The following is a 25,231-nucleotide window of genomic DNA, read 5'->3' as shown; positions in this document are numbered from 1 at the left end:
TCTTTCAAACGGAATATTTCTTCCGTGTGGTCATGCCCGCAGCCGCGGCGGGCGCCACATCCGGTTTGCCGAAGAGATAGCCTTGCGCCTGCGCGCAACCTTCATCGACGACCATGCGATATTGCGCGTCGGTTTCAATCCCTTCCGCCGTCACCGGCAGATCGAGGCTGCGGCCAAGGCCGATCACGGCGCGCACGATGGCACGGGCATTGTCGTCCTCGCTCATGGCCGCGATGAAGCTGCGGTCGATCTTGATCTTGTCGAAAGGGAAACTCTGCAGATTGCTGAGCGAGGAATAACCCGTCCCGAAATCGTCCATGACGATGGCGACGCCCAGCGCTTTCAACTGGTTGAGGATGATCAGCGTCGCCTTGCGGTCTTTCAGGAGTGCCGCCTCGGTGATTTCCAGTTCCAGCCGGTTCGGCGAAAGACCGGTCTGCATCAGCACCGTGCAGACGACATGACCGAGATTTGCCAGAGAAAACTGCAGCGGCGAGACATTTACCGCGATTTTCAGATGCGGCGCCCAGGTGCTCGCCTCACGGCAGGCCTCACGCAGCACCCATTCGCCAAGCGAGATGATGATCCCGCTTTCCTCCGCTATCGGGATGAAAACATCCGGCGACACGACACCCCGTGTCGGATGCTGCCAGCGCACCAGCGCCTCGTAACCAACGACCTGACCACATTCGACGGATAAAACCGGCTGATAGTTCAGCAGCAACTCGTTGCGATTGACGGCAAGCCGCAAATCCGTTTCGAGTTGCCGGCGCTCACGCGCCTCCTGATCCATCAAAGGATCGTAAAATGCCAATATGCCGCGCCCACCCACCTTGGCGCGGTAGAGCGCCAGATCAGCGGCGTGCATGATGCTTTCATCATCCCGACCGTCACGCGGGAAAACGGCGATGCCGATGCTGACGCCGACGGCGGTCGGGTCATTGGCAACATTCATTTTCACTGAGAACATGCCAAGGATGGTCTCGGCGAGCAGGCGCGCCTCATCCGCCTTGGTGTGCCGGGCGGTCAGGATGACAAACTCATCGCCGCCAAGTCGCGCGACCACGTCGCCTGCCCTTGCGCATTCATGAAGAATGGCTGCGACCCTTTTCAGCACCCGGTCGCCCTCGGCATGGCCGAATATGTCATTGACTGCCTTGAACCGGTCGAGATCGAGCGCCAGCAGCGCAAATTCGTCCTCCTCGTCGCAATTCTCGATCTGCTGGCGAAGCCGGGTCTGGAACATCGTACGGTTGGCAAGGCCTGTCAGCACGTCATGGCGCGCGAGATATTCGATTTCCCGTTGCGCCTCGCGCTTTTCCGTCAGATCGCGAATGGCCATCACCTCGCAGGGGCGACCACGATATTCGATGGTGCGCACGGCAAGTTCAAACACCTGTTGCCGGTCGGCCCGCTCGCGGATGGCCTCGACCGGTGCATGGCGCGGCAGATAGGCGGGCTGCCCGTCCATGGCCTTGAACAGATCATCGGGATTTTTTCCGATGAGGGCTACCTCATCATTGCCAAGAAGTCCGGCAAAGCGTGTGTTAAGCTCGACGATACGGCCATCGCGCACGACGGCAAGGCCATCCAGCGTCGCATCGACAAGGCCCTTGAGATCGACAAGGTAACGATCCACCAGCGCCGCGGTGGCGGTCGCGCAAAGGATGAGGAACGTTACGCCGGACACGGCGCCGATCACCATCAGCCTTGCGAGGCTATCGGGGTCGGGACCGGAAATGGAGGAATCCGGCGACAGCACCGTTGCCGAAACGGTGGTGAAGTGCAGCGCGCAGATTGCCAGTATCGAAGAGCCGGCCGGAAGGAGGATATGCTGTTTCCAGGAGCCGGGACGGCGAAACAGGAAAAAGGCCAGAAGAAAAAACACCCAGGAAACGGCAAAACCGCCAAGGACAGCACCCCAGCGATAGCTGACGGTGGCAGCGACATCCATTCCTGCCATGCCGACGAAATGCATGACGGCGACCGAAACGGTCACCAGCGTTCCGACGATAGCAGGGCTGTAGCCTGCCTGCGAGGGAACCCGGAGCGCCAGCCAGAAGCCCAGAACAGGAAGCGCCGCTGAAAGAGCCGTGAAGGAAAAATCAAACCCGATAGGGACCGAGCCCTTATAGGCGAGCATGGCGACGAAATGTGTAGCCCAGACGCTGAGTCCCCCGGCAAAGGCGGCGGTCAGAACCCAATAGGGCTTACGGCCAACCGGACTTTCCTCGGCGCGCAACAACAGGTGAAAAAACGCGAGCATGCCGAGCAGGCAGATCAATGCCGCAAGAAGCACGACCGCCCGGTCGTGTTGTACCGCGACGCATTCCAGAACCGTGAACATGATGCACTCTCCCAGCCTCTGAAGAACCGCCCATGATCGCACTATGAATTTGGTTTATTTATAAATCTCTAATGCAACTATTGATAAATGGCGCCATCAGTTCTGCGCCGAGCAGGAAATGCACCGGACCGGCGCAAAACATTGCGCTCGGTCCGGCGACGTTAGAGAAAAAAGCCGTTATTTCCAGCTTCGATAGTCGGCCGCAGTACATCCAAACGGCGCCGGGCCGTCGGCGAAGCGCTCCTGCAGACGGGCGCAACCCCATTCATTAAGGGCTGCGGGCATCATGTTGTTGAGGTCCATGCCCGGCGAATTGAATTGCGACGGCGCGGCTGTGACATACCACAGCCAGTAACCGAAGACCGCGACAATGATGACGGCCACGATTGCGACGAAAGTGCCCAGTCGCCGCAGAAGGCCCGGTTGTTTCTTTATCGCCGCACCGGCAGTGGAAGAGCCTTCCTGGGCCTGGCTCGCAACCATCGGTGCGATTGATGCCAGAGCCTGCGCCCTCTCCTCGTTCGACAGGTCGATCCGCTCCAGCTGGTCGTCGAGCAGAACCGGAAGCGCAGTATTGCCGTGCCAGACCGCCAGTGCAATATCGTGTTTTCCAGTGTGGCCAACGACGACAGGGATGCGTCCCCTTTCCAGATGGGTGAAGGACTGCCGCTTGGTCTTGGCGTCTCTGACCGTATCGGTATAGGTCACGAAAAGACGGCTGCGTTTTTCGGCGACTGCCGTCAGCGCCACGGGGATAATGGTTAAAGGGGCCGGATGCCGTAATTGCAGTCGGGCTCGCAGGACGCGAATAAGCGTAAACAGCATTGCCAGACTGCCTAAACCGAGCAGGGCGACAAATACACCGAGCGTGATGATGCGGTTCCAGAGCATATCGATGCCGAGGGAGATCGTTGCAAGCTCCGGGTTTTTCGCGGAAATGACCAGCCCGGTCTCATAGTCGCCGGAATGGAAATCGACGAACATAACCTCGACTTCCTTCGTGTAGCTCACGCCGGCGTGCTCATAAGAAAGGTCCGCCTCGCATGTCGTAAAGATCGCCTTGCGGGTCTTGCAGCTGCCGTTGATATCACCGCTTTCTATTTCCAGCGGATCTTCACTGATCTGGTAGTCGCGCAATATTCCCGGGCCCTCAGCCACAAGCATCACCGCCAAGATTACCAGAAGCACCGGAATGGAAAAATAATAGGCTGCCGGCACCGAAATGACGCCACGCTTGAGGCTCAGCGGCCGCGACGGAAGTTTTATCTGTGCAAGGTTCATGATCGTCAACGTATTTTACGGGAGGTTGATGAGCGGAGTTTGCGACTCTCGCCCAGCGGAAGGAATGGTCGTCACACGGTCTAATCCGATGAAGTCCTTGAGAAAACCCCCGAAATTTCGGGATGATGACGATAATCGCCTGAAACCAACGGTTTGCCCTAAAACATCGCGCTGCAACTGCCCATAAAAAACGGGCGGTAAGACCGCCCGTCGCAGGTTTTCAGATGGTATTTGGTTTTACCCTTAGTCCTTCGTCACCTTTTCCAGCCGTGTCGTCTGGCTTGGATGGCCGACATAGTCCTTCACGCGCGCATTCAGCACGATGGGTTCGAACCGCTCGAACATCGGCAGCACGGCCGGCTTCTGCGCAACGAACTTTTCCTGCATCTCGGTGTAGATTTCGCCGCGCTTCTTGGCGTCGGGCTCAAGCGAAGCCTTTGCCGTCAGGGCAGTCAGTTCCGGAATGTCCCAGGCCGAGCGCCAGACGAAATTGCCGGCGTTGTTGGCAGCAAGCGAATTGTCGGGGTTGCTGGAAAACTGCTCCATGGAACCCAGCACATTCGGCATATAGGCGCCGGTCTGCGGAATGAGCAGATCGAAATCACGGGCGCGGTGGGCGGCGATCACATCCGAGCCGTTACCCTGCTGGATGTTGACGGTGATACCGATCTGGCTCAGCGACGCCTGGATCGCGGTAGCGAGGTCGATACGCGGCGTCTGCGCAATCGTCTTCAGATTAAGCGTAAAGCCGTTCTCGTATCCGGCCTCCTTCAAAAGCGCCTTGGCCTTCGGAACATCAAGCTTCCAGTCCGGGCTTGCAATGGCATATTCGAAGTTTTCCGGCACCGGCACCGTGCGCGCCCGGCCATAAGGCCCCATGATGGTCTTTTCCATGCCCTTGTAGTCGATGCCGTAGGCGATTGCCTCGCGGACCTTGGGGTTGGACAAAGGCTCCTTGCCGGCATTCATCGACAGGACATAGAAACCACCCGTCGGCACGCGCTGGATCTGAAAACCTTCCTTGTTGTTGAAGATGGCAAGGTCGGCCGCCGTCAGCGCGCTGGCGATGTCGATATCGCCGCGCTCCAGCATCAGACGCTCGACCTGGCTTTCCGGCACATGCCGCACGATGACGCGGCGCATTTTCGGGCTGCCGGCCACATAGTCCTTGTTGGCCTCGAGAATGATGATCTCATTGGGCGACCAGCGATTAAGCGTGAAGGGTCCGGAACCGGCGGAATTTGTCCTCAGCCAGGCATTGCCCCAATCATCATTGACCTCATGGGACTTGAGTTCCTTGCTGTCGACAACGCTGGCAATGACCATGGCCAAGCGATAGAGCAGCAGTTCGGAGGTCGTTTCACCGGAAAGTTCGATACGCACCGTTTTTTCATCCGGCGCGCTCACCAGCTTGTCGACATTGTCAGCATTGTAGCCAACGCGTTTAAGGTTGGCGGCGGCCGCCTGGTTCATCTTCAACAGACGGCTGAACGAATAAACCACATCCGCAGAGGTGACAGGATTGCCGGAGGCGAATTTAGCCTCGCGAAGATGAAACGTGATGCCCTTGTCATCTGTCTCCCAACGCTCCGCCAGCTGCGGCGAAACCTTGCCCGAACCATCAACAGAAATCAGGCGATCATAAAGATTGGCCATGATTTCGTTGGCCTTGGCTTCGGTTGCCTGATGCGGATCAAGCGACAGAACCTGAGCCAGCGACGTTGCGATGATGAGCTGGTCGTTGGGGGTTTTTGCCAGACTTGGCGCCGCGGGCACCAGCATGGCTCCCAGAACGGTGGTGAATGCGAGACGGATCAATGATTTTCTCATACCTGCTCCTCCTACAGATCGGTAATTATGGATGTGAAACCGGCGGCGCGGACCTGCGCCGACCGGCCTGAAACAGTCAAAGATGTTTGTTGTTCAGTGCTTCCAGAAGCGCGGCGATGTAGCCGTAGCAGAAGCTGAAGGCGACACCGACAGGGTCACGGCCGGCAATTGTCGGCACATGATCGGGCATTATCATGTAGCGATAGCCCAGTTCATGGTAGAGCTTCAGCGAACGCACCATGTCCATGTCGCCCTCGTCTGGGAACGTCTCCATGAACGACAGCTTGCCACCGCTGATATTGCGGAAATGCACGTTGAAAATCTTGTCGCGGCTGCCGAACCAGCGGATGATGTCGTCGATCTCCTCGCGCGGATTATCGAGCATCTCGCCAATCGATCCCTGGCAGAAATTCAGGCCGTGATAGGGATTTTCGCGCATCTGCACGAACTTCTTCAGACCTTCGACAGTGCCAAGCACACGGGTGACGCCCTTATAGCCCGGCGGCGTATAGGGATCATGCGGATGGCACGCGAGGCGCACCTTGTTGCTTGCCGCGACCGGCACCACGCGCTCGAGGAAATAGTCGATGCGTTCCCAGTTCTCGTCCTCGGACAGAACGCCGGCCAGACCCGGATCGGCATTGTGGTCGGCCTTGTCCCACCGCCACGCCTCATTGAGCGAACCGCCGCGGCCAAGTTCCATTTCGGTGCGCGGAATACCGATAAGGTTGAGATTGTATTTCGCGGCCGGAATGCCGGCCTTGGCAATATTCTCGATCATCGTGCAGACGGCGTCGATCTGCCGGTCACGCTCCGGACCGGCAAGCAGGATATCCGGATAGGATGCCTGCTCGATCGGCCGGGAAGGCAGGGGCAATTGCACCATGTCCAGTACCAGACCGAAACTTTCGACCTTGTCGCGCAGACGCTCGAAGTCATCCAGAACCCAGCTCGCGGGCTTTCCGGGCGGGTCAGCGCTTATGTTTTTGACGCCGAGCTGCGCCCAAACCTTGAAATCCTCATCATCGCGTGCAGCAACCTGGGTGCCGACATACATCGATTCTCTCCTCTCTCCATGCAAGTCATCATATGACATCGCACGAAATAAGATGAGTGTCGAGATGCTATTGCGCCTCCGAAAGCAGGCGATATCGACGCTGGCTCGCAAGCATATGTTCGCGCATGGCTTTTCGCGCCGCATCCGGGTCCTGCTCGACGATGGCGCGCAGGATTGCATCGTGTTCCGCCTGCACTTTGCGAAGATAATTCGCATCCCCCGTTTCCGGCAGCGTTGGAAACTGACCGCGCGGTATCGAGCGTGAGCCGAACTGGCGCAGAGCCTCCAGATAAAAACGGTTATTCGTGGCAATCGCGATGGCAGTGTGAAACTCGTAGTCGGCGTCAACGGTGGTTTCGCCGGCATCTATGGCGCGGGCCATTTTCCGGTGCGCGGCCGAGATTGCGGCTTCCTGCTGGGCCGTCCGGCGATAGGCTGCAATGGCTGCCGCCTCCCCCTCCGTCGCCAGCCGGAACTCCAGCATTTCCAGCGTTTCCGCAATGGTGCCAGCTTCTGATTGGGTCAGCTTCACCCCGTCCCACTCACTGGTATTGCTGACAAAAACCCCCTTGCCCTGGATGGGAACGACATAACCGGCGGAACGCAGATCCGCGATCGCTTCGCGCACCACCGTTCGGCTCACGCCATAGGTGCGCTCAAGCTGCGGTTCCGTGGGAAGCTGGTCACCATTTCTCAGTTTACCGCTGCGAATTTCCGCGCTGAGATTGTCGATGATCGGTTGCGCCCGCCGCTCCCGCGGTTTTGTCATATCGTCCCTCATGCCACTCTTCCCTCTTGCGGAATACGAATCCCTTCGTTACTCATATGATGACTTTGTGTTACGTCATATGTTTTCATGTTAGCTCAGGGAGGAGTTGGGATGAAGTACCATCAAGAGTTTTTGCAATGGAGAATTGCGCGCCTGTGGCGAGCAGCTCACCCTGCCATGACCACTGAAGAATTCCTTCCACGGAAGTGCGGCCAAAAATGACGGAAATTTCTCTACGTGGGCTTGGACATCGTTTCCTGCAACTTGTCGTCAGCCTCTTCATTCTGCTCTGCATCACGTTCATCATTGGACGCGTCATGCCGACCGATCCGGTCGGCGCAATCGTCGGCGAGCTTGCGGACCCCAAGGCTTATGAGGCCATGCGGGCGCGGCTCGGACTTGACCTGCCGCTCTACCAGCAGTTTTTCCTTTATCTGCGCGGCCTGCTGCACGGTGATTTCGGGATAGCGATCCTGACCGGCAATCCGGTGACCCGGGATCTGGCGCAGGCTTTTCCGGCGACGCTGGAACTGGCGACGCTGGCGATCATCATCTCTACCGTCATCGGCGTGCCGCTTGGCCTCGCCGCCGCGCTGTTTCGCGATACATTCATCGACAAATTCGCGCGTGTCTTCGCGCTGGTGGGGCATTCGATCCCGGTCTTCTGGTTCGGCATCGTCGGGCTGGTGATTTTCTACGCCAATCTCAACCTCGTCGCAGGCCCCGGCCGTGTCGACGTTTTTTATGAAGGCCTCGTCGAGCCGAAAACGGGACTGATGCTGGTCGATACCCTGCTTGCCGGCGAGACCGAGATTTTCTGGAACGCGCTTTCGCACATCCTCCTGCCGGCGATCATCCTTGCCTATATGGCGATGGCCTATATCACCCGCATGACACGCGCCTTCACGCTGGAACAGCTGAGCCAGGATTATGTGATCGCAGCGCGCGCCAAGGGCGTCAGCCCGGCACGCACGATCACCCGTCACGTGCTGCCCAACATCGCCGTACAGCTCATCACCGTTCTCGCCATCTCCTATGGCAACCTTCTCGAAGGCGCCGTGGTGACGGAAATCGTCTTCTCCTGGCCGGGCATCGGCCAATATATGACGAACGCCCTGCTCATCGGTGACATGAATGCCATTCTCGCGGCCACCATCGTCATCGGATTCATCTTCATGATGCTCAACTTCCTGGCAGACGTGGCCTATACCACGCTGGACCCGCGCACACGGGAGGTCGCTCGATGACCGATATCACCCAGAATAATACCGTTCATGGCCGCAGCGCCCTGTCGCGGATATCCACCACGACCTTCCGGACATTAAGAAAGCTCGGTGACGAGCCGCTTGGAATGTTCGGTTTTGCCATCCTTGCCGTCCTGGTTCTTGTTGCGATTTTCGCGCCGCTCATTGCGCCATTCGATCCGGCGCGCCAGGCGCTCGACAATGCGCTTCAGCCGCCCAGCTGGCTGCATCTGGCCGGCACCGACGAATTCGGCCGGGATATTTTCAGCCGGCTTGTCTATGGCACCCGCATCACCATCCAGACCGTCTTGTCGGTCTCGATTATCGTCGGCCCCATCGGCCTTGCAATTGGCGTCATGGCCGGTTTCTTCGGCGGCAGAACCGATGCCATCCTGATGCGCGCCACCGATATCGTGCTGTCCTTTCCGTCGCTCGTTCTGGCGCTTGCCTTTGCGGCCGCGATGGGTGCGGGTCTCGGCACGGCGATCATCGCGATCTCGCTGACCGCCTGGCCGCCAATTGCGCGTCTCGCCCGCGCCGAAGCTCTCGTCGTGCGCAATACAGACTATGTCGCCGCCGCCCGCCTTTATGGCGCATCACCGCTGCGCATCCTATTTTTATACATTGCGCCGATGTGCATTCCTTCTGTCATCGTCCGTCTGACGCTGAACATGGCCGGCATCATTCTCACTGCCGCGTCGCTCGGCTTCCTCGGTCTGGGCGCTCAGCCGCCGCTGCCGGAATGGGGAGCGATGATCTCCAGCGGCCGTAAATTCATGCTCGATTACTGGTGGGTCGCCGTCATGCCCGGCATCGCCATCCTGCTGACGAGCCTTGCCTTCAACATCGCCGGCGATACGCTGCGAGACCTGCTGGATCCGCGCCATGCCCGTTCCTGATAGCTCCCCCATTCTCTCGGTCCGCGACCTCAACGTTCGCTTTGGCCGCAACTCCATTCCCGCCGTTTCCAATGTCAATTTCGACGTCGGACGCGAGCGTGTCGGCATCGTCGGCGAGTCCGGTTCCGGAAAATCTACGACCGGACGCGCCGCCATGCGGCTTCTGCCAAAAAGCGCCACCGTGACGGCGGAGCGCATGGATTTCCTGTCCGAACCGCTGCTTACCAGATCCGAACGCCAGATGGGCGCGATCCGCGGCAGCGAAATGGCGCTGATCATGCAGGATCCGCGTTATTCGCTCAATCCGGTCCTGCCGATCGGAAAACAGGTGGCGGAGGCGGCCGAACTGCATCTGGCTCTCACCGGCAAGGCAGCGAGAAACGCAGCGCGGGATATGCTGATACGCGTGCGTATCAATGATCCGGACCGTGTGATGGGGCTTTATCCCCACCAGATTTCGGGCGGCATGGGGCAACGCGTGATGATCGCCATGATGCTGCTCGCCAAACCGAAGCTCGTCATCGCCGACGAGCCGACCTCGGCTCTCGATGTCAGCGTCCGCAAGGATGTGCTCTTGCTTCTGGACGAGATGGTGCGTGAAAACAATTCGGGCCTCATTCTCATCAGCCATGACATCCGCATGGTTGCCGCCTTCTGCGAACGGGTGCTGGTCATGTATGGCGGGCGCGTGGTGGAAACGCTGACCAAGCTGGAAGATGCGCAACATCCTTATACACGCGGCCTGATCGCGGCGATGCCCGATCCCCGCAACCCGGTCAGGCGTCTCAAGGTACTGGACCGACAGGCAATCGATGCGGAGGTGATGCGATGATCACGGTAGACGAGCTCGACGTCGTCTATGGCGCGAAGGAAAACCGCAATCACGTCGTTCGCGGCGTCAGCCTCAAGGTCAACCGAGGCGAAACGCTCGGCATCGTTGGCGAAAGCGGTTGCGGCAAGTCGACATTGCTGCGGTCGCTTGCGGGCCTGGAATCGGTCTGGACCGGATCGATCGGCTTCGACGGCAAGCCGGTCGGTAAGGTGCGAAGCCGCGAAGAACTGAAGCTGGCGCAGATGGTGTTTCAGGACCCTTACGGTTCGCTGCACCCGCGCCATCGCATCGGCCGGGCTCTGGCCGAACCCATCCGCGCGATGGGGCTCGGCGACGGCTGGTCGAAAGTCCCTGATGCCCTGCAACAGGTCGGCCTGCCCGCTCATTTCGCCGAGCGGTTTCCGCATGAACTGTCCGGCGGCCAGCGCCAGCGTGTGGCAATCGCCCGCGCGCTGATCCTCGAACCGCCAATCCTGCTGCTCGATGAGCCGACATCTGCGCTCGACGTGTCCATTCAGGCGGAAATCCTCAACCTGCTTGCCGACCAGCGCGAGGAACGCGACCTCACCTTCGTTCTCGTCAGCCACGATCTCGCGGTCATCGCCCATATGTGCGACCGCGTTCTCGTCATGCAGAACGGCGTTTTCGTCGATGAGTTGACCAGGGCCGACCTTGAAGCGGGCGTTACCCACGCGGCCTATTCAGGCGAACTGTTCGAAAGCAGTTTCCTTTAGATCAACATCCAGCCTCTAGAGACAACCGTCCGGCGGAAGCGCCGGGCGGCTTTGTTTGTGATTGGCTCAATCAGCAATCCGGTGAAACTCAGGGAGAAGACGGCGCTTTGACCTCAGCGAGCTTCTGTTCGAGAAGCCAGGTCCACATCGCCTCGTCCTTCAGCACTTTTCCCTCCACCGCCTGGTGGTTCGTATCCTCGAACACGGTGAGCCGAACATTGCGTTTCAACTCCTGAAGGCGTTGAACGAGAACCACGGTGTCGGACAGTGGTATCACCTCGTCATTTGCACCATGAAAAGCCCAGAAGGCGGTCTTTTCATTGGTGCGGTTGAGATAATGCCGGATACCGCCGCCGGCGATCGGCACGACAGCCGCAAAAGCTTCCGGAAACTGTTCGGCCATTGACCACGCCCCAAATCCACCCCGGCTATAGCCGATCAGGTAGATGCGGCTGCGGTCTACGCGATGATCGGCCACCACCGACTGAAGAGCGGCTGCGACACGCTCGATCGGGTAAAGCAGCTCCTCACTGGGGTTTTGCGGCGAGAACACCAGAAAAGGAAAATCACGCCCCTCTTCGATCATTTTCGGCAGACCGCTTGTCCGCAGCTTTTCGACATCGCTGCCACCCTGATCACCGCCATGCAGCCAGACAACGAGAGGGTAAGTCTTTTCCGAACCGGCATAGTCCTTCGGGGTATAGAGCAGGTAATTGATGTCAGAGGCGATTGTGACATCGGATTTCACGGCTTTCTGCTCGGCCGAGGCGAATGTCGAGGTGGCAAGAGCAGCTACGGCGATCAGGCAGAATTTCAGATTTTTCATTTAGTCCTCCCAACAGACAGACCTCTTTCCCGAGGCCGATGATTGAACTCGCAAGCCTCCGGCCTGGTTCAAGCCTTTCCGAGCTGAGACAGGAAACGCGAAAGAAACGACAATAAATGATTAATATATTTCAATTAAGTACGAGATTTTCCTCATTACTATTCTTATCGTGATGGGAAAATCAGATCCTCTCGACCCATCGCCACCCGGGCCGACATATCGGCCTGGATTACCAAGTCGGGGCGTTCATTATTTGTTCTGGATTGGTGTTTGAGTCTTTGCTAATCATTGCAGGAACGGTGGAAATGGCCAGCCGATGCCTCGACGGCTGGCCATTTCCACCGCTATCCACGGACAGACAACCACATATCAAGGATTGCAGGCATGGCGGTTGCCTATCTGGACAAGTTGAACGAACAGCAACGTAAGGCCGTGGAACACGGCGTCGGGCTGACAGAAGGACAGACGGCCGGACCGCTCTTGATCATTGCCGGCGCCGGTTCCGGCAAGACCAATACGCTCGCCCATCGTGTCGCGCATCTGATCGTCAACGGCGCCGATCCCCGCCGCATCCTGCTGATGACGTTTTCCAGACGTGCGGCCTCGGAAATGTCGCGGCGTGTCGAGCGTATCTGCAAACATGTTCTCGGCAGCAATTCAGGCGCTCTGACCGATGCGCTGGCATGGTCCGGCACGTTTCATGGCATCGGCGCCCGCCTGTTGCGCATCTATGCCGAACAGATCGGCCTCAATATCGATTTCACCATCCACGACCGTGAAGACAGCGCCGACCTGATGAACCTCGCCCGGCACGAACTCGGCTTTTCCAAGACCGAAAGCCGCTTTCCGACCAAGGGAACATGCCTTGCGATCTATTCGCGCGCGGTGAATTCACAGACGGCGTTGAAGGAAATCCTGCGCCAGCATTATCCTTGGGTCGCCAACTGGGAGAGCGAACTCAAGCAACTATTCGCGGCCTATGTCGAGTCCAAGCAGGTTCAGAACGTGCTCGATTACGACGATCTTCTGCTCTATTGGGCGCAGATGGTGAGCGACCCCATTCTGGCAGACGATATTGGCAACCGTTTCGACCATGTGATGGTCGACGAATATCAGGATACCAACCGGCTGCAGGCCTCGGTGTTGATGGCGCTCAAACCCGGTGGCCACGGGTTGACGGTAGTGGGTGACGATGCGCAGTCGATCTATTCGTTCCGCGCTGCGACGGTGCGCAACATCCTCGATTTTCCGGCATCGTTCAGCCCGGCGGCGGATATCATCACGCTTGATCGCAACTATCGCTCAACGCAGCCAATTCTTGCCGCCGCCAATGGCGTCATCGATCTGGCGCGTGAGCGGTTCACCAAAAACCTGTGGACGGAGCGGCAGTCGCTCGAACGCCCGAAGCTGGTGACGGTGAAGGATGAAACCGAACAGGCGAATTTCATTATCGATCAGGTCCTTGCCAATCGCGAGACCGGTATGACGCTGAAACAGCAGGCCGTGCTGTTTCGCACCTCCAGCCACAGCGGCCCGCTCGAGGTGGAACTGACCCGCCGCAACATCCCTTTCGTCAAATTCGGCGGCCTGAAATTCCTCGACAGCGCCCATGTGAAGGACATGCTGGCGGTCCTCCGTTTCGCGCAGAACCCGCGCGACCGTGTCGCCGGCTTCCGGCTGCTGCAGATGCTACCCGGCATCGGACCGAAGAAAGCCGGCAACATTCTCGATACGGTCGCGGCAGATCCCGAGCCGCTGCTTGCCCTTGCCGAAATTCCGCCGCCGCCGAAGACTGGCGATGACTGGACGGCTTTCACGCAAATGCTGGTGGGGCTGCGGCGTGGCCAAAACGGCTGGCCGGGCGAAATCGGGCAGGCAAGGCTATGGTACGAGCCCCATCTCGAACGCCTCCATGAGGATGCCGATACCCGCAAAGCCGATCTGCTGCAACTCGAACAGATCGCCAGCGGCTATCCCTCCCGCGAACGATTTTTGACCGAGCTGACGCTTGATCCACCTGACGCCACCAGTGATCAGGCGGGCGTGCCACTGCTTGACGAGGATTACCTGACCCTGTCGACCATCCATTCGGCAAAAGGCCAGGAATGGCGTTCCGTCTTCATCCTCAACGTCATCGATGGCTGCATCCCATCCGATCTTGGCGTCGGCACCACCCAGGAACTGGAGGAGGAGCGACGGCTGCTCTATGTCGCGATGACGCGCGCCAAGGATGGCCTGTCGCTGATCACCCCGCAACGCTTCTTCACCGGCGGCCAGAGCCAGCAGGGCGACCGGCATGTCTACGCCTCAAGAACCCGCTTCATACCGGCAACCCTGCTGCAATTCTTCGAAACCACCACCTGGCCGATCGTATCGGCCGCCGCTTCCGACCGCAGCGCGCAGCAGATCAGGATTGATGTGGGTGCGCGGATGCGGGCGATGTGGAAATAAAAAAGCGGGGCGTTCACCCCGCTCTTGGCAACTGATGTCGGCGCTGCCGTCAGAACTTCACACTGGCCGTCAGGCTGACATTGAAAGGTTCGCCGATGGCATTCGCATAGCTGGTGGAGCCGATGGACGAGGTGTAATACGTCTTGTCGAAGATATTCTTCAGATTGAGTTGCAGCGTCACCGGCTTTTCCAGTTGCAGCGTGTAGGTCGCAAAAGCGTCGAAGACCGCATAACCTGGCAGCGAATAGGAATTGTCATTGATGCCGGCGCGCTGGCCGACGGCCCGGATACCGCCGCCGATACGCAACGTATTGCCGTTCGGTCCTATCTCGCCGACATCATAGGCAAGGAACAGCGAACCGGTATGGCGCGCCACATTCGGCAGGCGCTTGCCGGCATAGGTGGCGTCCTCAAGTACCAGCGCATCCGTATAGGCGTAGCTTGCGATCAGATCGAGATCATTGGTGAGGCTGCCGGCGATATCGACCTCCACGCCGCGCGAACGGACGAGACCGGCGGCCTTCACCGTAGAAACACCGCCCACGTCTTCCGAATAGGCAACATTGCGCTTGCGGGCGTTGAACAAAGCGATATTGGCATTCAGCCCGGTAAACAGGTCGAACTTGGCACCCACCTCGTAGGAAATCCCTTCCTCCGGATCGAGCCCGCCATAATAGGCGCCGATCGAGGATTGCGGGCGGAAGGTCTTGGCCACATTGGCGTAAAGCGAGGCATCCGGCGTCAGCTTGTAGACAAGGCCGGCATTGGGAATGAGTTCGCCGCCGTTGTTCTGGGTATTGACGACAAAGGGACGACCCTTGCCGGCATAGATGTCGTAATATTGGTAGCGCAAGCCACCAACCGCGATCCATTGATCACCCAGATGCAGGGCGTCCTGCATGTAGATCGAGGCGGTGGAAAGCTGTTCCGTCTGGTCGCTGTCAACGGCCCTGACCGTGGTGCAGGCCGGCAGCCGACCGTAGACCGGGTTGTTGATGTTGAAATTGGTGGAATTCGCGCAGCGCAACATGTCAGTGCGCAGGGTATTGCTGTAGTCATAGGACATGCCGAACAGCAGCTCGTTGCGCAGCCCGCCGATTTCGGCCTCGCCCGTCAAATCCGCCCGGGCTGCATGGTTATAGATGGTGGAATACTGCGTGGCATCGGCCCGGCGCGTTACCTGCCCCGTGCGGGAATTATACCCCATCACGCGGGCCTGATTGTCCGAATATTCGTTGCGACTATAGGCATAATTCAGCGACAGCTTCCAGTCATCGGATAGTTGGCGGTCTATGGCGATGCTCGCCAGATCGGATTTGCCGTCGGTGATATTATAGGCTTCGTCAAGGCGCAGGCGGCGGCTTACATTGATCGGCTTGCCCGTCGCCGGATCAAAGATCGTGCCGCGATCGAACGGCACGCTATAGTCCTCATGCATGTAGGAAACCGTAATATCGGTGTCCTCGCCGCTCCATTTCAGCGAGGGTGCGATCAGCCAGTTCTTCTTCTCACCGAAATTGCGCCAGTAATCGCTGTTTTCCCCCTCACCGATCAGGCGATAGGAAAAATCCGTACCTGCAATCGGGCCGGTCACATCGAAACCGCCTGATGTGCCATACTTGCCTGCGCCATAGGCGGAAAAGCGCGAATAGGCCTCCGCCGTAAACGTGTCTTCCGGCTTCTTCGTCACAACATTCACCATGCCGCCCGGATCGAGAATGCCATAAAGCGTCGAGGCCGGACCTTTTAGCACTTCCACTCTCTCGACCGTATCGTTGAAAGAATGCGGCAGTGCGGTCTTCAGCCCGTTGACGAGGATGGAGCCGTCGCGATTATCGCCGAACCCACGACGGATGACGGCATCCTGCGTGGCCCCCAGCGTATTCGCCTGGGTGACGCCGCTGACATTGGCCAGCGCGTCGTCCAGGGAGCGCGCCTGCTGGTCACGCAGCACCTCAGCCGTCACCACATTGACCGATTGCGGAATATCGAGGATCGGCGTTTCGGTAAGCGTCGCCGTGCCCGTCGTCACCGGCTGGTAGCCACGCGCGCCTTTCTTGACATCAGCATTGACCGTTATGGTTTCGAGCACGGTCGTTCCGTCGGCATTTTTCTTCGGTGTCGCGCTCTCCTGCGCATAGGCATGCAGGGCGACCCCGGCCAAAAGAAATGCCACTAGCGCCCGCGAGCCAACCCGAATGATCATCGAACCGTTATGCATCCTGTCTTGTCCCCGACTGTCCCAAATCGTCATCGCGACGATGCACCGCTCTTTCAATTGATGAATGTAGTAGTCAACTTTAATTCGGCGGACGACAGTTAAAACTCACGGGTTCGAGGGCGCATATTTACGCATCTTCGCTCCCAATCTGGTGTGCGCCAGCCGCTTCCTGCGCAAATCAGCGCATAAAAACCGATTTTTCGCAGCCTATATACTTGACTACTACAGTCATCAATAATTCTGGTGGCGGTTCATTCGAACGGGGACGATCTTGAGTTTCAGTAGCAAATTCATAAGCGCGGACAAAAGGCTTGCTGCACAGGCACTAGAGCTTGCCTATGGCGACCGGACGGCGCTTGCCGATATGTCCATTGATATAGCTCCGAACCGTTTCACCGTCCTGCTTGGCCCAAACGGCTCGGGAAAATCCACGCTCCTTTCCGCGCTCGCCCGCCTGCACCGGCCGAGCCGCGGCCATGTTCTTCTCGACGGCCGCGATATCTTCCGCCACCCGACACGGGATGTGGCAAGAAGGCTCGGTATGCTGGCGCAGCAGAACCACACGCCAGAAGGGCTTTCAGTTTTCGATCTCGTCTCCCGCGGTCGTTACCCCCATCAGGGTTTTCTGAAACAATGGAGCGAGGACGACGCCAACGCGGTGGAACAGGCACTTTCTGTGACCGGCATGTCCGAACTGGCGGAAAGAACGGTCGACAGCCTCTCCGGCGGCCAGCGCCAGCGCGCCTGGATCGCCATGGCTCTGGCGCAGCAGACGGATATCATTCTGCTTGACGAACCGACCACCTATCTGGATCTGCACCACCAGATTGAGGTGTTGGACATGCTGGCCGGTCTCGTCACGCACCATAACCGCACGATCGTCGCGGTGCTGCATGATATCAATCTTGCCCTCCAATATGCCGATCATCTGATTTTTCTGAAAGACGGCCGGCTGCGGCACCGGCTGGAAACGGCAACGCTCTGCAATGCCGGCATCATTGCGGATGTATTCGACATGGCAGTCGCCCAGCTCACACATCCTGTCACGGCGCGGCCGGTGTTTCTTCCCCTGCCCGGGCGGAGCGGCGCGGCATGATGGCAGACACGACCAGCAACAGCCCGGAGACCCTGCAGACGACAGCCTATGGCCGCGCCCTTGTGGCGACGCTTTTTCTATTGCTGGCAATACTGCTTCTGGCATTGGCCCATATTGCCACCGGCCCGCGCGCCGTTGCCCCCCATGTCCTGCATGAGCTGATATTTTCCTACGATGTCCGCAATTTCGACCAGCAGGTCTTGCTGCAGCTTCGCCTTCCACGCCTGTTGGCGGCGCTGCAGGCCGGCGCCTGCCTTGGAGTTGCCGGGCTTCTGTTGCAGACATTGCTGCGAAACCCGCTGGGCGAACCGCATATTCTGGGGCTGAATGCCGGCGCAAGCCTCGCGGTCGTTGCGGCAACGGTGCCGCCGCTCGGACTGATCGCCACGCCAACGCTGCGGCCATTACTGGCTTCCACGGGAGCGGGCGTGAGCTTTTCGTTCGTTCTTCTCCTCGCCTGCGCCGGACGGCAGGGCCTGACACCGGCAAAACTCGTCTTTTGCGGCATTGCAATTTCCACACTTGCTGGAACGCTGACCTCCGCTATCCTCATTCTCAACGAGGAAACATTGCAGCAGATGCGTTTCTGGCTGGTGGGTGACACAGCCGGCGTTTCGATGGCCACGATAGCCGCCGCCCTGCCCGCCTCCGGCATCGCCCTCATCCTGGCCCTCGCCGTCGCGCCCCGGCTCGATCTGCTTGCCCTTGGTGACGCCGTTGCCGTAACCCTTGGTGTATCCGTGCGCGCAACCCGCACCCTGGCGCTCATCTCCATATCGCTCTTTTGCGGCGCGGCCATCGCCATCGTCGGTCCAATCGGTTTTGTCGGACTTGTGGTGCCACCGCTCATTGCACGTCTGCGAACCAGGCGGCTTCTGCTTGCCATTCCTCTCGCGGCACTCGGCGGTTCGGCCCTGCTGATTGCGGCGGATCTTGCCGCCCGGCTGATCCTCCTGCCGACGGAATTGCCCACAGGCGCGATGACCGGCCTTGTCGGCGCGCCGGTCTTTCTGTGGCTAGTGCGCAGGGTGCTGAAATGAACCGTTACCGGGTCATCCGACTGGCACACTTTTCCATTCGCCTCATGCCTTCGCGGCTCGCCGTTCTGCTGGGGCTTTTCCTTTGTCTTGCCCTTGTCGCCGCATGGTCGCTCACCGTCGGCACCCAGCGCATCCCCACCTCCGCCCTTTGGTCGCTGTTGACCGCAACCAACACCGATCCCGTCATGAACGACGCCATGGTGGTTATCGACTTCCGGCTGTCGCGACTGGCGCTCGCGATGGTGGCCGGCGCCATGCTCGGCATTGCCGGCGTCATCATGCAGGCCACGACCCGCAACGGTCTTGCCGATCCCGGCCTGCTCGGCGTGCGGGAAGGCGCATCGCTTGCCGTGCTGGGCTGCCTGTTTATGCTACCTGCCCTGCCGGTGATGCTTCGCCCCACCGCCGGTATTGCGGGCGGCATGATAAGCGCCGCAATCGTCCTGACGCTTTCCGGCGCAACCTCGCGTCTGCGTTTCGTCCTGACCGGTATCGGCTTTTCATGGTTTTTATCAGCTTTGCTGCTTATCCTTATGGCATCGCTGGATATTCGTAATTTGCAGACGGCGATGATCTGGATGGCGGGAAACCTGCAAGGCGCAAGCTGGACTGCCGTCCGGGTTCTCTCGGTCATCCTCGTTATCGCCATCGGCCTTCTTGTATTGGCCGCCCGCACTGCCGATGTTCAGACCCTCGGCGACAATGCCGCAGCGACGCTTGGCGTTCACACAGGCTTACTTTCTACACTGCAGATCGTGCTTGCCGTTATTCTCACCGCATCCTGTGTTTCCTTCACCGGCAGCATCGGTTTCGTCGGCCTGATCGGCCCGCATATCGCCCGGCTTCTGCTGCCGGGCGGTTCATATCTCGGACTGATCGCGGGTGCGGGGCTGACAGGCGCAATACTGGTGGCATCAGCCGACACCATCGCCCGCACCGCCTTTTCACCCCTGGAGCTGCCGACCGGCCTCGTTCTTTCCGCCATCGGCGCGCCCACACTTCTCGCCCTTCTCTGGTTTCACCGGTATCGCCTATAGGTCTTCCATGCGCAAAACCCTTTTCGCTTTTCTTTCGGCCGCCGGCCTTCTCCTCGGCGCAGCCATGGCCCCAGCCGAAGAAACCAGCCGGCGCTTTACCGACGATCTCGGCCGCATCGTTTCCATCCCGGTAAAACCGAAACGCATCGTGACGCTGCATGATATCGACCTCACCATACCGCTGATCGAATTGGGCGTGATGCCCGTGGGCAGCCACGGCCGCGTGGGCGCGGACGGCAAACCCTATCTGCGTTCCAGCGCCATCCTGACAGGTGTGGATTTCGACAATAGCAACATCACCTATATCGGCTCCATCAATGCCGATCTGGAAGCGATCGTCGCGCTCAAGCCCGACCTGATCCTCACCGAGCCAGACCGCCCAACCCCCATCGCAAAACTGGAACAGATCGCCCCGACTATCGCCATCGACAACACGAAGGATGGTGCGCCGCATATCTACAGGGAACTTGCCGAATTGACGGGCACGCAAGCTAGGCTTGCTGTGCTCGACAGGCGCTACCGGGCGCAGATCGAAGCGCTGAAGGCCGCCATCGATACCGACGCCATCACGGTTTCAGTGTTCCAGCCGCTCAACGGCAAGATCAGTGTCTATCACACCTACCGCGCGCTCGGGCGGGTGCTGCGCGATGCCGGTTTCCGGTTCCCCGCCATCATCGACGACATTCCAGACGGCGATCGTATTGAAATCAGCGCCGAGCGGCTGCCGGAACTCGACGCCGATATCATCTTCGATCCCTATCGCTCCGATACCGGCGCATCACCGCAGGTGGAAATCGACATGATGGAAACCGTGATGCCGGGCTTCTGCAATTTCCTCAAAGCCTGCCGCGACGGCCGCTACATTCTGTTGCCGCGCGAAGAAGCGATTTCCAACTCTTATGCCGCGCTCAGCCTCATGGTCTCCGCCGTCCAATCACATTTGACGACAAGGCCGGCGGCGGCAAAATAAGGGAGAGAGCCGGTGCAAACAAAAGCGCTTGCCTCCGGGCTCGGCGCGCTGCTAATCCGTGAAGAAGAGTATGCAACTCATCTTCACGGAATACCCATGGCGGCTGGCGAAACGCAAACATCAAGGCTTCGGCGCACCGACCGGTTCGGCGATCAATTACGCAAGCGTCGTGAACGACTGTCTCCCGGCCTGCTCGCCGTTGCCGAGTATATTGACGGCCATCGCCATGCCGTCCTCGGCAAATCGGCGCTGGAGATCGGTTACGAGACCAACACGTCCGATGCGACTGTCATTCGCGCCATTCAAGCGCTCGGTTTTCAGGGGCTGGTCGATCTGAAAGAAACGCTGGAGGCCTATCTCGGCGTGACGGATTCGCCCGTCGAGAAAATGGCGGCCACGACAAAATCCATGTCCGGCAATTCGGACGCCGCAATCGACTTCGTTCTCGAAAATCAGAAAAATACGCTGGAAATGCTCGCCAATACGGAAAACCGCGAGGCGATGGCCGCCGCTGTACGTCTTCTGGCAGAAGCGCGCGGCATCGGCGTTCTCGGCATTGGAGCCTCCGGCATCATCGCCACCTATGCGGCAAGACTGTTCCAGCGCTCCGGCGTCCGCTCCTATGCGCTCAACGCCACCGGCATCACACTCGCCGAACAGCTTTTGGAGCTGGAAAACGGCCACGTCCTCATCATGCTCCTGCACGGCCGCGCCCACCGCGAAGCCCAGACCGCCATCACCGAGGCCGGCCGTCTCGACATCCCCATCATCATGCTGCTCGGCCAGGAAGACAGCGTGCTCAAAAAACACGCCGATGCCTGCCTCTTCCTGCCGCGTGCCAAAAACGAAGGTGTGGCGCTGCACGCCCCATCGCTGGTTGCAATGGAAACCATGGCATTAGCTCTCTCCGCGGCACTTCCGGAGCGGAGCCTCGAGACACTGGAGCGGCTGGTGGAGTTGAGGACGTCGATCAGGCCGCATAAGCGCGTTTAAAAGTAGCGCGGATTATCGAACCTACCGGGGCTTCAGTTTGCGGCCTTAGGTCCCCGATTTTCTCTCGTTGTTATCTAATTCGTGAACCGCACGGAGTATATCTGACGCGACATCCTGCCATGTTCGCATTTGTGGTTTGAACTCGGCTATCTTCGTTTTCAACGCAGAATACTTATCTGGTTCCAATAACAATACACGAACCAAATCTGCCAACTCGTCTGGTTTCTCCGGATCGAAATAAAGTGCCAGCGTCCCGCCGGCCTCTCTCAATGCCGGCACATCCGCGGCAAACGCCGGGGTCCCGCACCACAGAGCTTCACTGATCGGCAAACCCCACCCCTCCATCCTGCTCGGTAAAACGAGACCGTAGGCGTTTTCGTAAAGCAGACGTAATTCCGCCTGGTTCGGATTAAGAACAAAGTGAAACTTGTCGACGATCGGACGGAATTTTTCTAGTTTTAAAAATTTTTCAACCCTTTTTCGCCTTGCACCTGCCAACACCAACGCAGGCGGCACGACGCCGGAAGCCTGTAATAGAAGCATGGCTTCAACAACACATTCCAGGTTTTTACGGCCATTATAAATACCGACACCCAGAAGATAGCGGCCTTGAGGCGACCTCTTGTTGATTGGCTCAACTGTCGGCCGAAGCTCGTTGCAAAGGGGTATCGCCACAACGTCCGGCACGGGCGGCAATGTTCCCATATTTGAAAAATGCTTTACTTCCCGCGCCGTGAATTCTGAATTCGTCAAAATCAGCGCCGCGGCCCCTATGGCGACTTTGTTATCGTAAATGAAATTCCTCGGAAACGAAAATTGATTCCGGTGGGTGAAATTATGCAACGGGATCATGTCATGGAGCATCGGAATAAAGGTGGCTTTTTCGCCCCGTTCATTCAATGCCATGATGTAATCTGACATAATTTTAGGCCTCCCAAGCGAGACCAGAATCTGCCCGTCTAGATCAACCTCTCGAACTGCACCAGCCGGAATAGTTGCCCAACGTTTGCGATTGCGATGCTCAACTACCGTGCGCACCGCTTTGTAGAACAAAGACTTCAAAAAATTCGTATCAAAAAGATTTTGTCTGAGGCGCAGTGGCGTCGCGCTTGAAGGAACATTCGGATCCAGAACACCGGTTGGCGATGCATCACCTGTCCGCGGAAAAACCTCGAAAAACCGACGATGCAGCGGCGAATAGATTACATACCTTACTGATTTATCAGCCAAAGTCAGTTCATAAGCGACTTCCATTACGGTTCGCGCGATACCGTAATATTTAAACTTCACTCCCGAGTTCAGGAACAGTTCCGACAGATCAAAAAAGACTTGGGGCATTTACCGTCCTGCCTGACGGACACTTCCGTCATAAAACAATTAGATTGCAAAAACTTACGAGCTTATATGCCACGCCGTTGTCGATAGCCCACCATTGAGCTTGGCATATAGTTTTTGCACAGCGCATTTGTCAATGTTGAGAACCTATCGGTGGCGCAAAACTACACATTTCCGCCTAACAACTAAAGCGGGAATTGCCCCCATATTCTGCTTCTGGCAAAAACGGCGGTTCGTGGCTTCCTCACCAGAGGGAGATTGACACTTAGCGATCACCCATTTAAGTGCACTAAACCAATTTCGGATTAGACGTGCCTCGGCATTTGGGACCAGTGTTAAGCTTTGAGTTTTCTGAGCATGAAACTTGAGCAGATCATATGTGAACGTTACACACAGAACATCACTCCCCTAGTTTGGGTTTGTTCGTCTAACGTGATAACACTCACCAAATGTAGTTTCTGCACCAATTTAGGAATATCGCTGTGATCGGATCATTTTTGTCGCAAAACGACAAGAAGCTGCTGGTACGACTGTTCAAAGAGAACTTCAAAAAGCACGTTAGCTGGTACTCGATGGCAATCGCGGCAATGGTTGTCGTCGCTGCAACGACATCTCTCAGCGCCTGGATCATGCGCGATATCGTTAACAGCGTTTACCTGAAACGTGGTTTTGATGTCGTTCTTCAGATTGCGTTTGCTGTCGCCGCAATATTCATCGTCAAGGGCCTCGCCACGTTCGTTCAGAGCTATTATCTGAGCAAAGCAGGCAACAGCATTGTCGCGGAGCAGCAACGCAAAATTTATGATCGCCTGCTGAAGCAAGGCGTATCGTTCTTTCAGAACCTGCCATCGTCGGAATTGCTAATTCGCGTAACCTACAATGCACAGGCTGCCAGAAGCGTTATCGATACGGTCGTCACGTCGTTTATACGCGACCTGCTTTCGCTCATCGGCTTGATCGTGGTGATGTTCGCCCAGAATTTTCTTCTGAGCGCGATTTCAATGATTATAGGACCCATCGCAATCTTCAGCGTCCGTCTTGTCCTGCGTCGCGTGCGCAAGATCATGGAGGCGGAACTTGCTTCGCTTGGCGAAATCGTCAATGTCGTGCAGGAAACCAGCATCGGCGTCCGTGTGATCAAAGCGTTTTCGCTTGAGAAGCTTATGCGTCAACGTATGAACAAGGCGGTGTCTGACGTCGAGCATCGCGCCAATGGTATTGCGAAGCTTGAAGCGGCGACCAGCCCGATCATGGAAACGCTGTCGGGCCTCGCGATTGCCGTCGTCATCGCCGTTTCCGGTTATACTGTTCTGGAAAAAGGCGGTTCTCCTGGCGATCTGATGGCCTTTATAACCGCTCTGCTTCTTGCTTACGAACCGGCAAAACGTCTGGCGCGTATGAGAATCCAGATCGAAAGCGGCATGATCGGGGTCCGCATGATGTTCGAGGTTCTGGACGCCCCGTTGACGCTTGACGAAAAAAAGGACGCTCAGCCTCTCCCCAAGGCAAGTGGCGATGTGGAACTGAAGAACGTCAGCTTCGAATATGTTTCAGGCCAGCCGGTTCTGAAGGATGTCAGTGTGCTCTTTGAGGGCGGCAAAATGACCGCACTGGTAGGTCCTTCCGGCAGCGGAAAATCCACCATTATCAATCTTATGATGCGCCTTTACGATCCTCAAAACGGTTCCGTTGAAATCGACGGCATGGATTTGCGTGATGCTTCCTTTGCGAGCCTGCGCGAGCATGTATCTTATGTCGGTCAGGAAACTTTCCTGTTTTCGGGCACCGTAAAGCACAATATTTCCGTTGGCCGTGACGACGCGACGGAAGAAGAAATCATAGCTGCTGCCAAGGCTGCCAATGCGCATGACTTCATCATGAAGATGCCTGACGGCTACGACAGCAAGCTCGGTGAAAATGGCTCAGGCCTATCCGGCGGCCAGAGACAGCGTGTGGCGATCGCTCGCGCCATGCTGAGAGATGCCGACATTTTGATCCTCGACGAGGCGACCAGCGCCCTGGATTCAGAATCCGAAGCCCTCGTAAGGGATGCACTTGAGCGCCTGACCCTGAACAAGACGTCTATTGTCATTGCTCACCGGCTTTCAACAATCAATCGAGCCGACAAGATCGTCGTTATGGATAATGGGCAGGTCGTAGAAGAAGGCAGTCGGCGTGAACTGCTTGCAACGGATGGCCTTTATAAACGCCTGCACAGCATCCAGTTCGATGCGGACGTAGCATAATCCTGATCCTTTATCAGGCCGCA

At 57.9% G+C, this 25,231-nt stretch carries 19 protein-coding genes; 11 read left to right on the top strand and 8 right to left on the bottom strand.

The genetic code is table 11. The annotated features are described in order from the left end of the window. Positions 1–4: 4 nt before the first annotated feature. The 5 genes from FCH38_RS20890 to FCH38_RS20870 all read right to left on the bottom strand — a co-directional run bounded on the left by FCH38_RS20890 (position 5) and on the right by FCH38_RS20870 (position 7,296). Positions 5–2,347: a bifunctional diguanylate cyclase/phosphodiesterase gene (locus FCH38_RS20890; RefSeq protein ID WP_174375019.1), complete on the bottom strand. Its 2,343-nt coding sequence runs from the start codon at positions 2,345–2,347 to the stop codon at positions 5–7. A gap of 177 nt (positions 2,348–2,524) precedes the next feature. After that, positions 2,525–3,628: a hypothetical protein gene (locus tag FCH38_RS20885; RefSeq protein ID WP_174375018.1), complete on the bottom strand. Its 1,104-nt coding sequence runs from the start codon at positions 3,626–3,628 to the stop codon at positions 2,525–2,527. Positions 3,629–3,871: 243 nt separating this feature from the next. After that, complete coding sequence (locus FCH38_RS20880; protein WP_174375017.1) at positions 3,872–5,458, bottom strand: ABC transporter substrate-binding protein; 1,587 nt, start codon at positions 5,456–5,458, stop codon at positions 3,872–3,874. A gap of 76 nt (positions 5,459–5,534) precedes the next feature. Then, a complete protein-coding gene (locus tag FCH38_RS20875; protein ID WP_153516022.1) occupies positions 5,535–6,515 on the bottom strand; it encodes a mannonate dehydratase in 981 nt (326 codons plus the stop codon). A 67-nt stretch (positions 6,516–6,582) separates the two neighbouring features. Next, positions 6,583–7,296, bottom strand: coding sequence for a FadR/GntR family transcriptional regulator (locus FCH38_RS20870; protein WP_149900940.1), 714 nt, complete (start codon positions 7,294–7,296; stop codon positions 6,583–6,585). Positions 7,297–7,502: 206 nt separating this feature from the next. Here FCH38_RS20870 and FCH38_RS20865 point away from each other — a divergent pair, with 206 nt between their 5' ends. From FCH38_RS20865 to FCH38_RS20850, 4 genes are read left to right on the top strand one after another with little or no spacing between them, the layout of a single operon-like run. Then, positions 7,503–8,531 (top strand): ABC transporter permease, encoded by a 1,029-nt coding sequence (locus FCH38_RS20865; protein WP_149900939.1) that lies wholly within the window; start codon positions 7,503–7,505, stop codon positions 8,529–8,531. Then, a complete protein-coding gene (locus tag FCH38_RS20860) occupies positions 8,528–9,427 on the top strand; it encodes an ABC transporter permease (RefSeq protein WP_174375015.1) in 900 nt (299 codons plus the stop codon). Before FCH38_RS20865 ends, FCH38_RS20860 begins: the two co-directional genes overlap by 4 nt. Then, positions 9,414–10,259 (top strand): ABC transporter ATP-binding protein, encoded by an 846-nt coding sequence (locus FCH38_RS20855; protein ID WP_174375014.1) that lies wholly within the window; start codon positions 9,414–9,416, stop codon positions 10,257–10,259. Before FCH38_RS20860 ends, FCH38_RS20855 begins: the two co-directional genes overlap by 14 nt. Further along, positions 10,256–10,993: an ABC transporter ATP-binding protein gene (locus FCH38_RS20850; RefSeq protein ID WP_174375013.1), complete on the top strand. Its 738-nt coding sequence runs from the start codon at positions 10,256–10,258 to the stop codon at positions 10,991–10,993. Before FCH38_RS20855 ends, FCH38_RS20850 begins: the two co-directional genes overlap by 4 nt. A gap of 88 nt (positions 10,994–11,081) precedes the next feature. Here the strand turns inward: FCH38_RS20850 and FCH38_RS20845 are convergent, their stop codons facing one another. Further along, on the bottom strand, positions 11,082–11,819 hold the full coding sequence (locus FCH38_RS20845) for a prolyl oligopeptidase family serine peptidase (RefSeq protein ID WP_174375012.1): 738 nt from the start codon (positions 11,817–11,819) through the stop codon (positions 11,082–11,084). 384 nt (positions 11,820–12,203) lie between these two features. Between FCH38_RS20845 and FCH38_RS20840 the strand changes: the two genes are divergently transcribed. Next, positions 12,204–14,270 carry an ATP-dependent helicase gene (locus FCH38_RS20840; RefSeq protein WP_174375011.1) on the top strand — a complete coding sequence of 689 codons (2,067 nt, stop codon included), beginning with the start codon at positions 12,204–12,206 and terminating at the stop codon, positions 14,268–14,270. A gap of 49 nt (positions 14,271–14,319) precedes the next feature. Here FCH38_RS20840 and FCH38_RS20835 read toward each other — a convergent pair whose 3' ends face one another. Continuing rightward, on the bottom strand, positions 14,320–16,491 hold the full coding sequence (locus FCH38_RS20835; protein ID WP_153516016.1) for a TonB-dependent siderophore receptor: 2,172 nt from the start codon (positions 16,489–16,491) through the stop codon (positions 14,320–14,322). A 271-nt stretch (positions 16,492–16,762) separates the two neighbouring features. Here FCH38_RS20835 and FCH38_RS20830 point away from each other — a divergent pair, with 271 nt between their 5' ends. The 5 genes from FCH38_RS20830 (at position 16,763) to FCH38_RS20810 (ending at position 21,627) form a co-directional block, all read left to right on the top strand. Continuing rightward, positions 16,763–17,587, top strand: a complete 825-nt coding sequence (locus FCH38_RS20830) for an ABC transporter ATP-binding protein (protein WP_153516015.1) — start codon at positions 16,763–16,765, stop codon at positions 17,585–17,587. After that, on the top strand, positions 17,584–18,627 hold the full coding sequence (locus FCH38_RS20825) for a FecCD family ABC transporter permease (protein ID WP_153516014.1): 1,044 nt from the start codon (positions 17,584–17,586) through the stop codon (positions 18,625–18,627). Before FCH38_RS20830 ends, FCH38_RS20825 begins: the two co-directional genes overlap by 4 nt. After that, a complete protein-coding gene (locus tag FCH38_RS20820; protein WP_153516013.1) occupies positions 18,624–19,664 on the top strand; it encodes a FecCD family ABC transporter permease in 1,041 nt (346 codons plus the stop codon). Before FCH38_RS20825 ends, FCH38_RS20820 begins: the two co-directional genes overlap by 4 nt. 7 nt (positions 19,665–19,671) lie before the next feature. Continuing rightward, on the top strand, positions 19,672–20,634 hold the full coding sequence (locus FCH38_RS20815; protein WP_153516012.1) for an ABC transporter substrate-binding protein: 963 nt from the start codon (positions 19,672–19,674) through the stop codon (positions 20,632–20,634). A gap of 96 nt (positions 20,635–20,730) precedes the next feature. Further along, positions 20,731–21,627, top strand: coding sequence for a MurR/RpiR family transcriptional regulator (locus FCH38_RS20810; protein ID WP_153516169.1), 897 nt, complete (start codon positions 20,731–20,733; stop codon positions 21,625–21,627). Between the two features lie 45 nt (positions 21,628–21,672). On the opposite strand, the gene FCH38_RS20805 is transcribed toward FCH38_RS20810, so the two are convergent. Continuing rightward, positions 21,673–22,965 (bottom strand): glycosyltransferase family 4 protein, encoded by a 1,293-nt coding sequence (locus FCH38_RS20805; protein WP_153516011.1) that lies wholly within the window; start codon positions 22,963–22,965, stop codon positions 21,673–21,675. Between the two features lie 479 nt (positions 22,966–23,444). On the opposite strand from FCH38_RS20805, the gene FCH38_RS20800 reads away from it, so the two are divergent. Beyond that, entirely contained in the window at positions 23,445–25,208 is a 1,764-nt protein-coding gene (locus FCH38_RS20800) for an ABC transporter transmembrane domain-containing protein (RefSeq protein ID WP_174375010.1), read from the top strand. The last annotated feature ends 23 nt before the right edge of the window (positions 25,209–25,231 follow it).

Source organism: Agrobacterium tumefaciens (assembly GCF_013337285.1).
Taxonomy (GTDB): Bacteria; Pseudomonadota; Alphaproteobacteria; order Rhizobiales; family Rhizobiaceae; genus Agrobacterium; species Agrobacterium burrii.
This window is presented reverse-complemented; position numbering and strand designations above follow the sequence as displayed.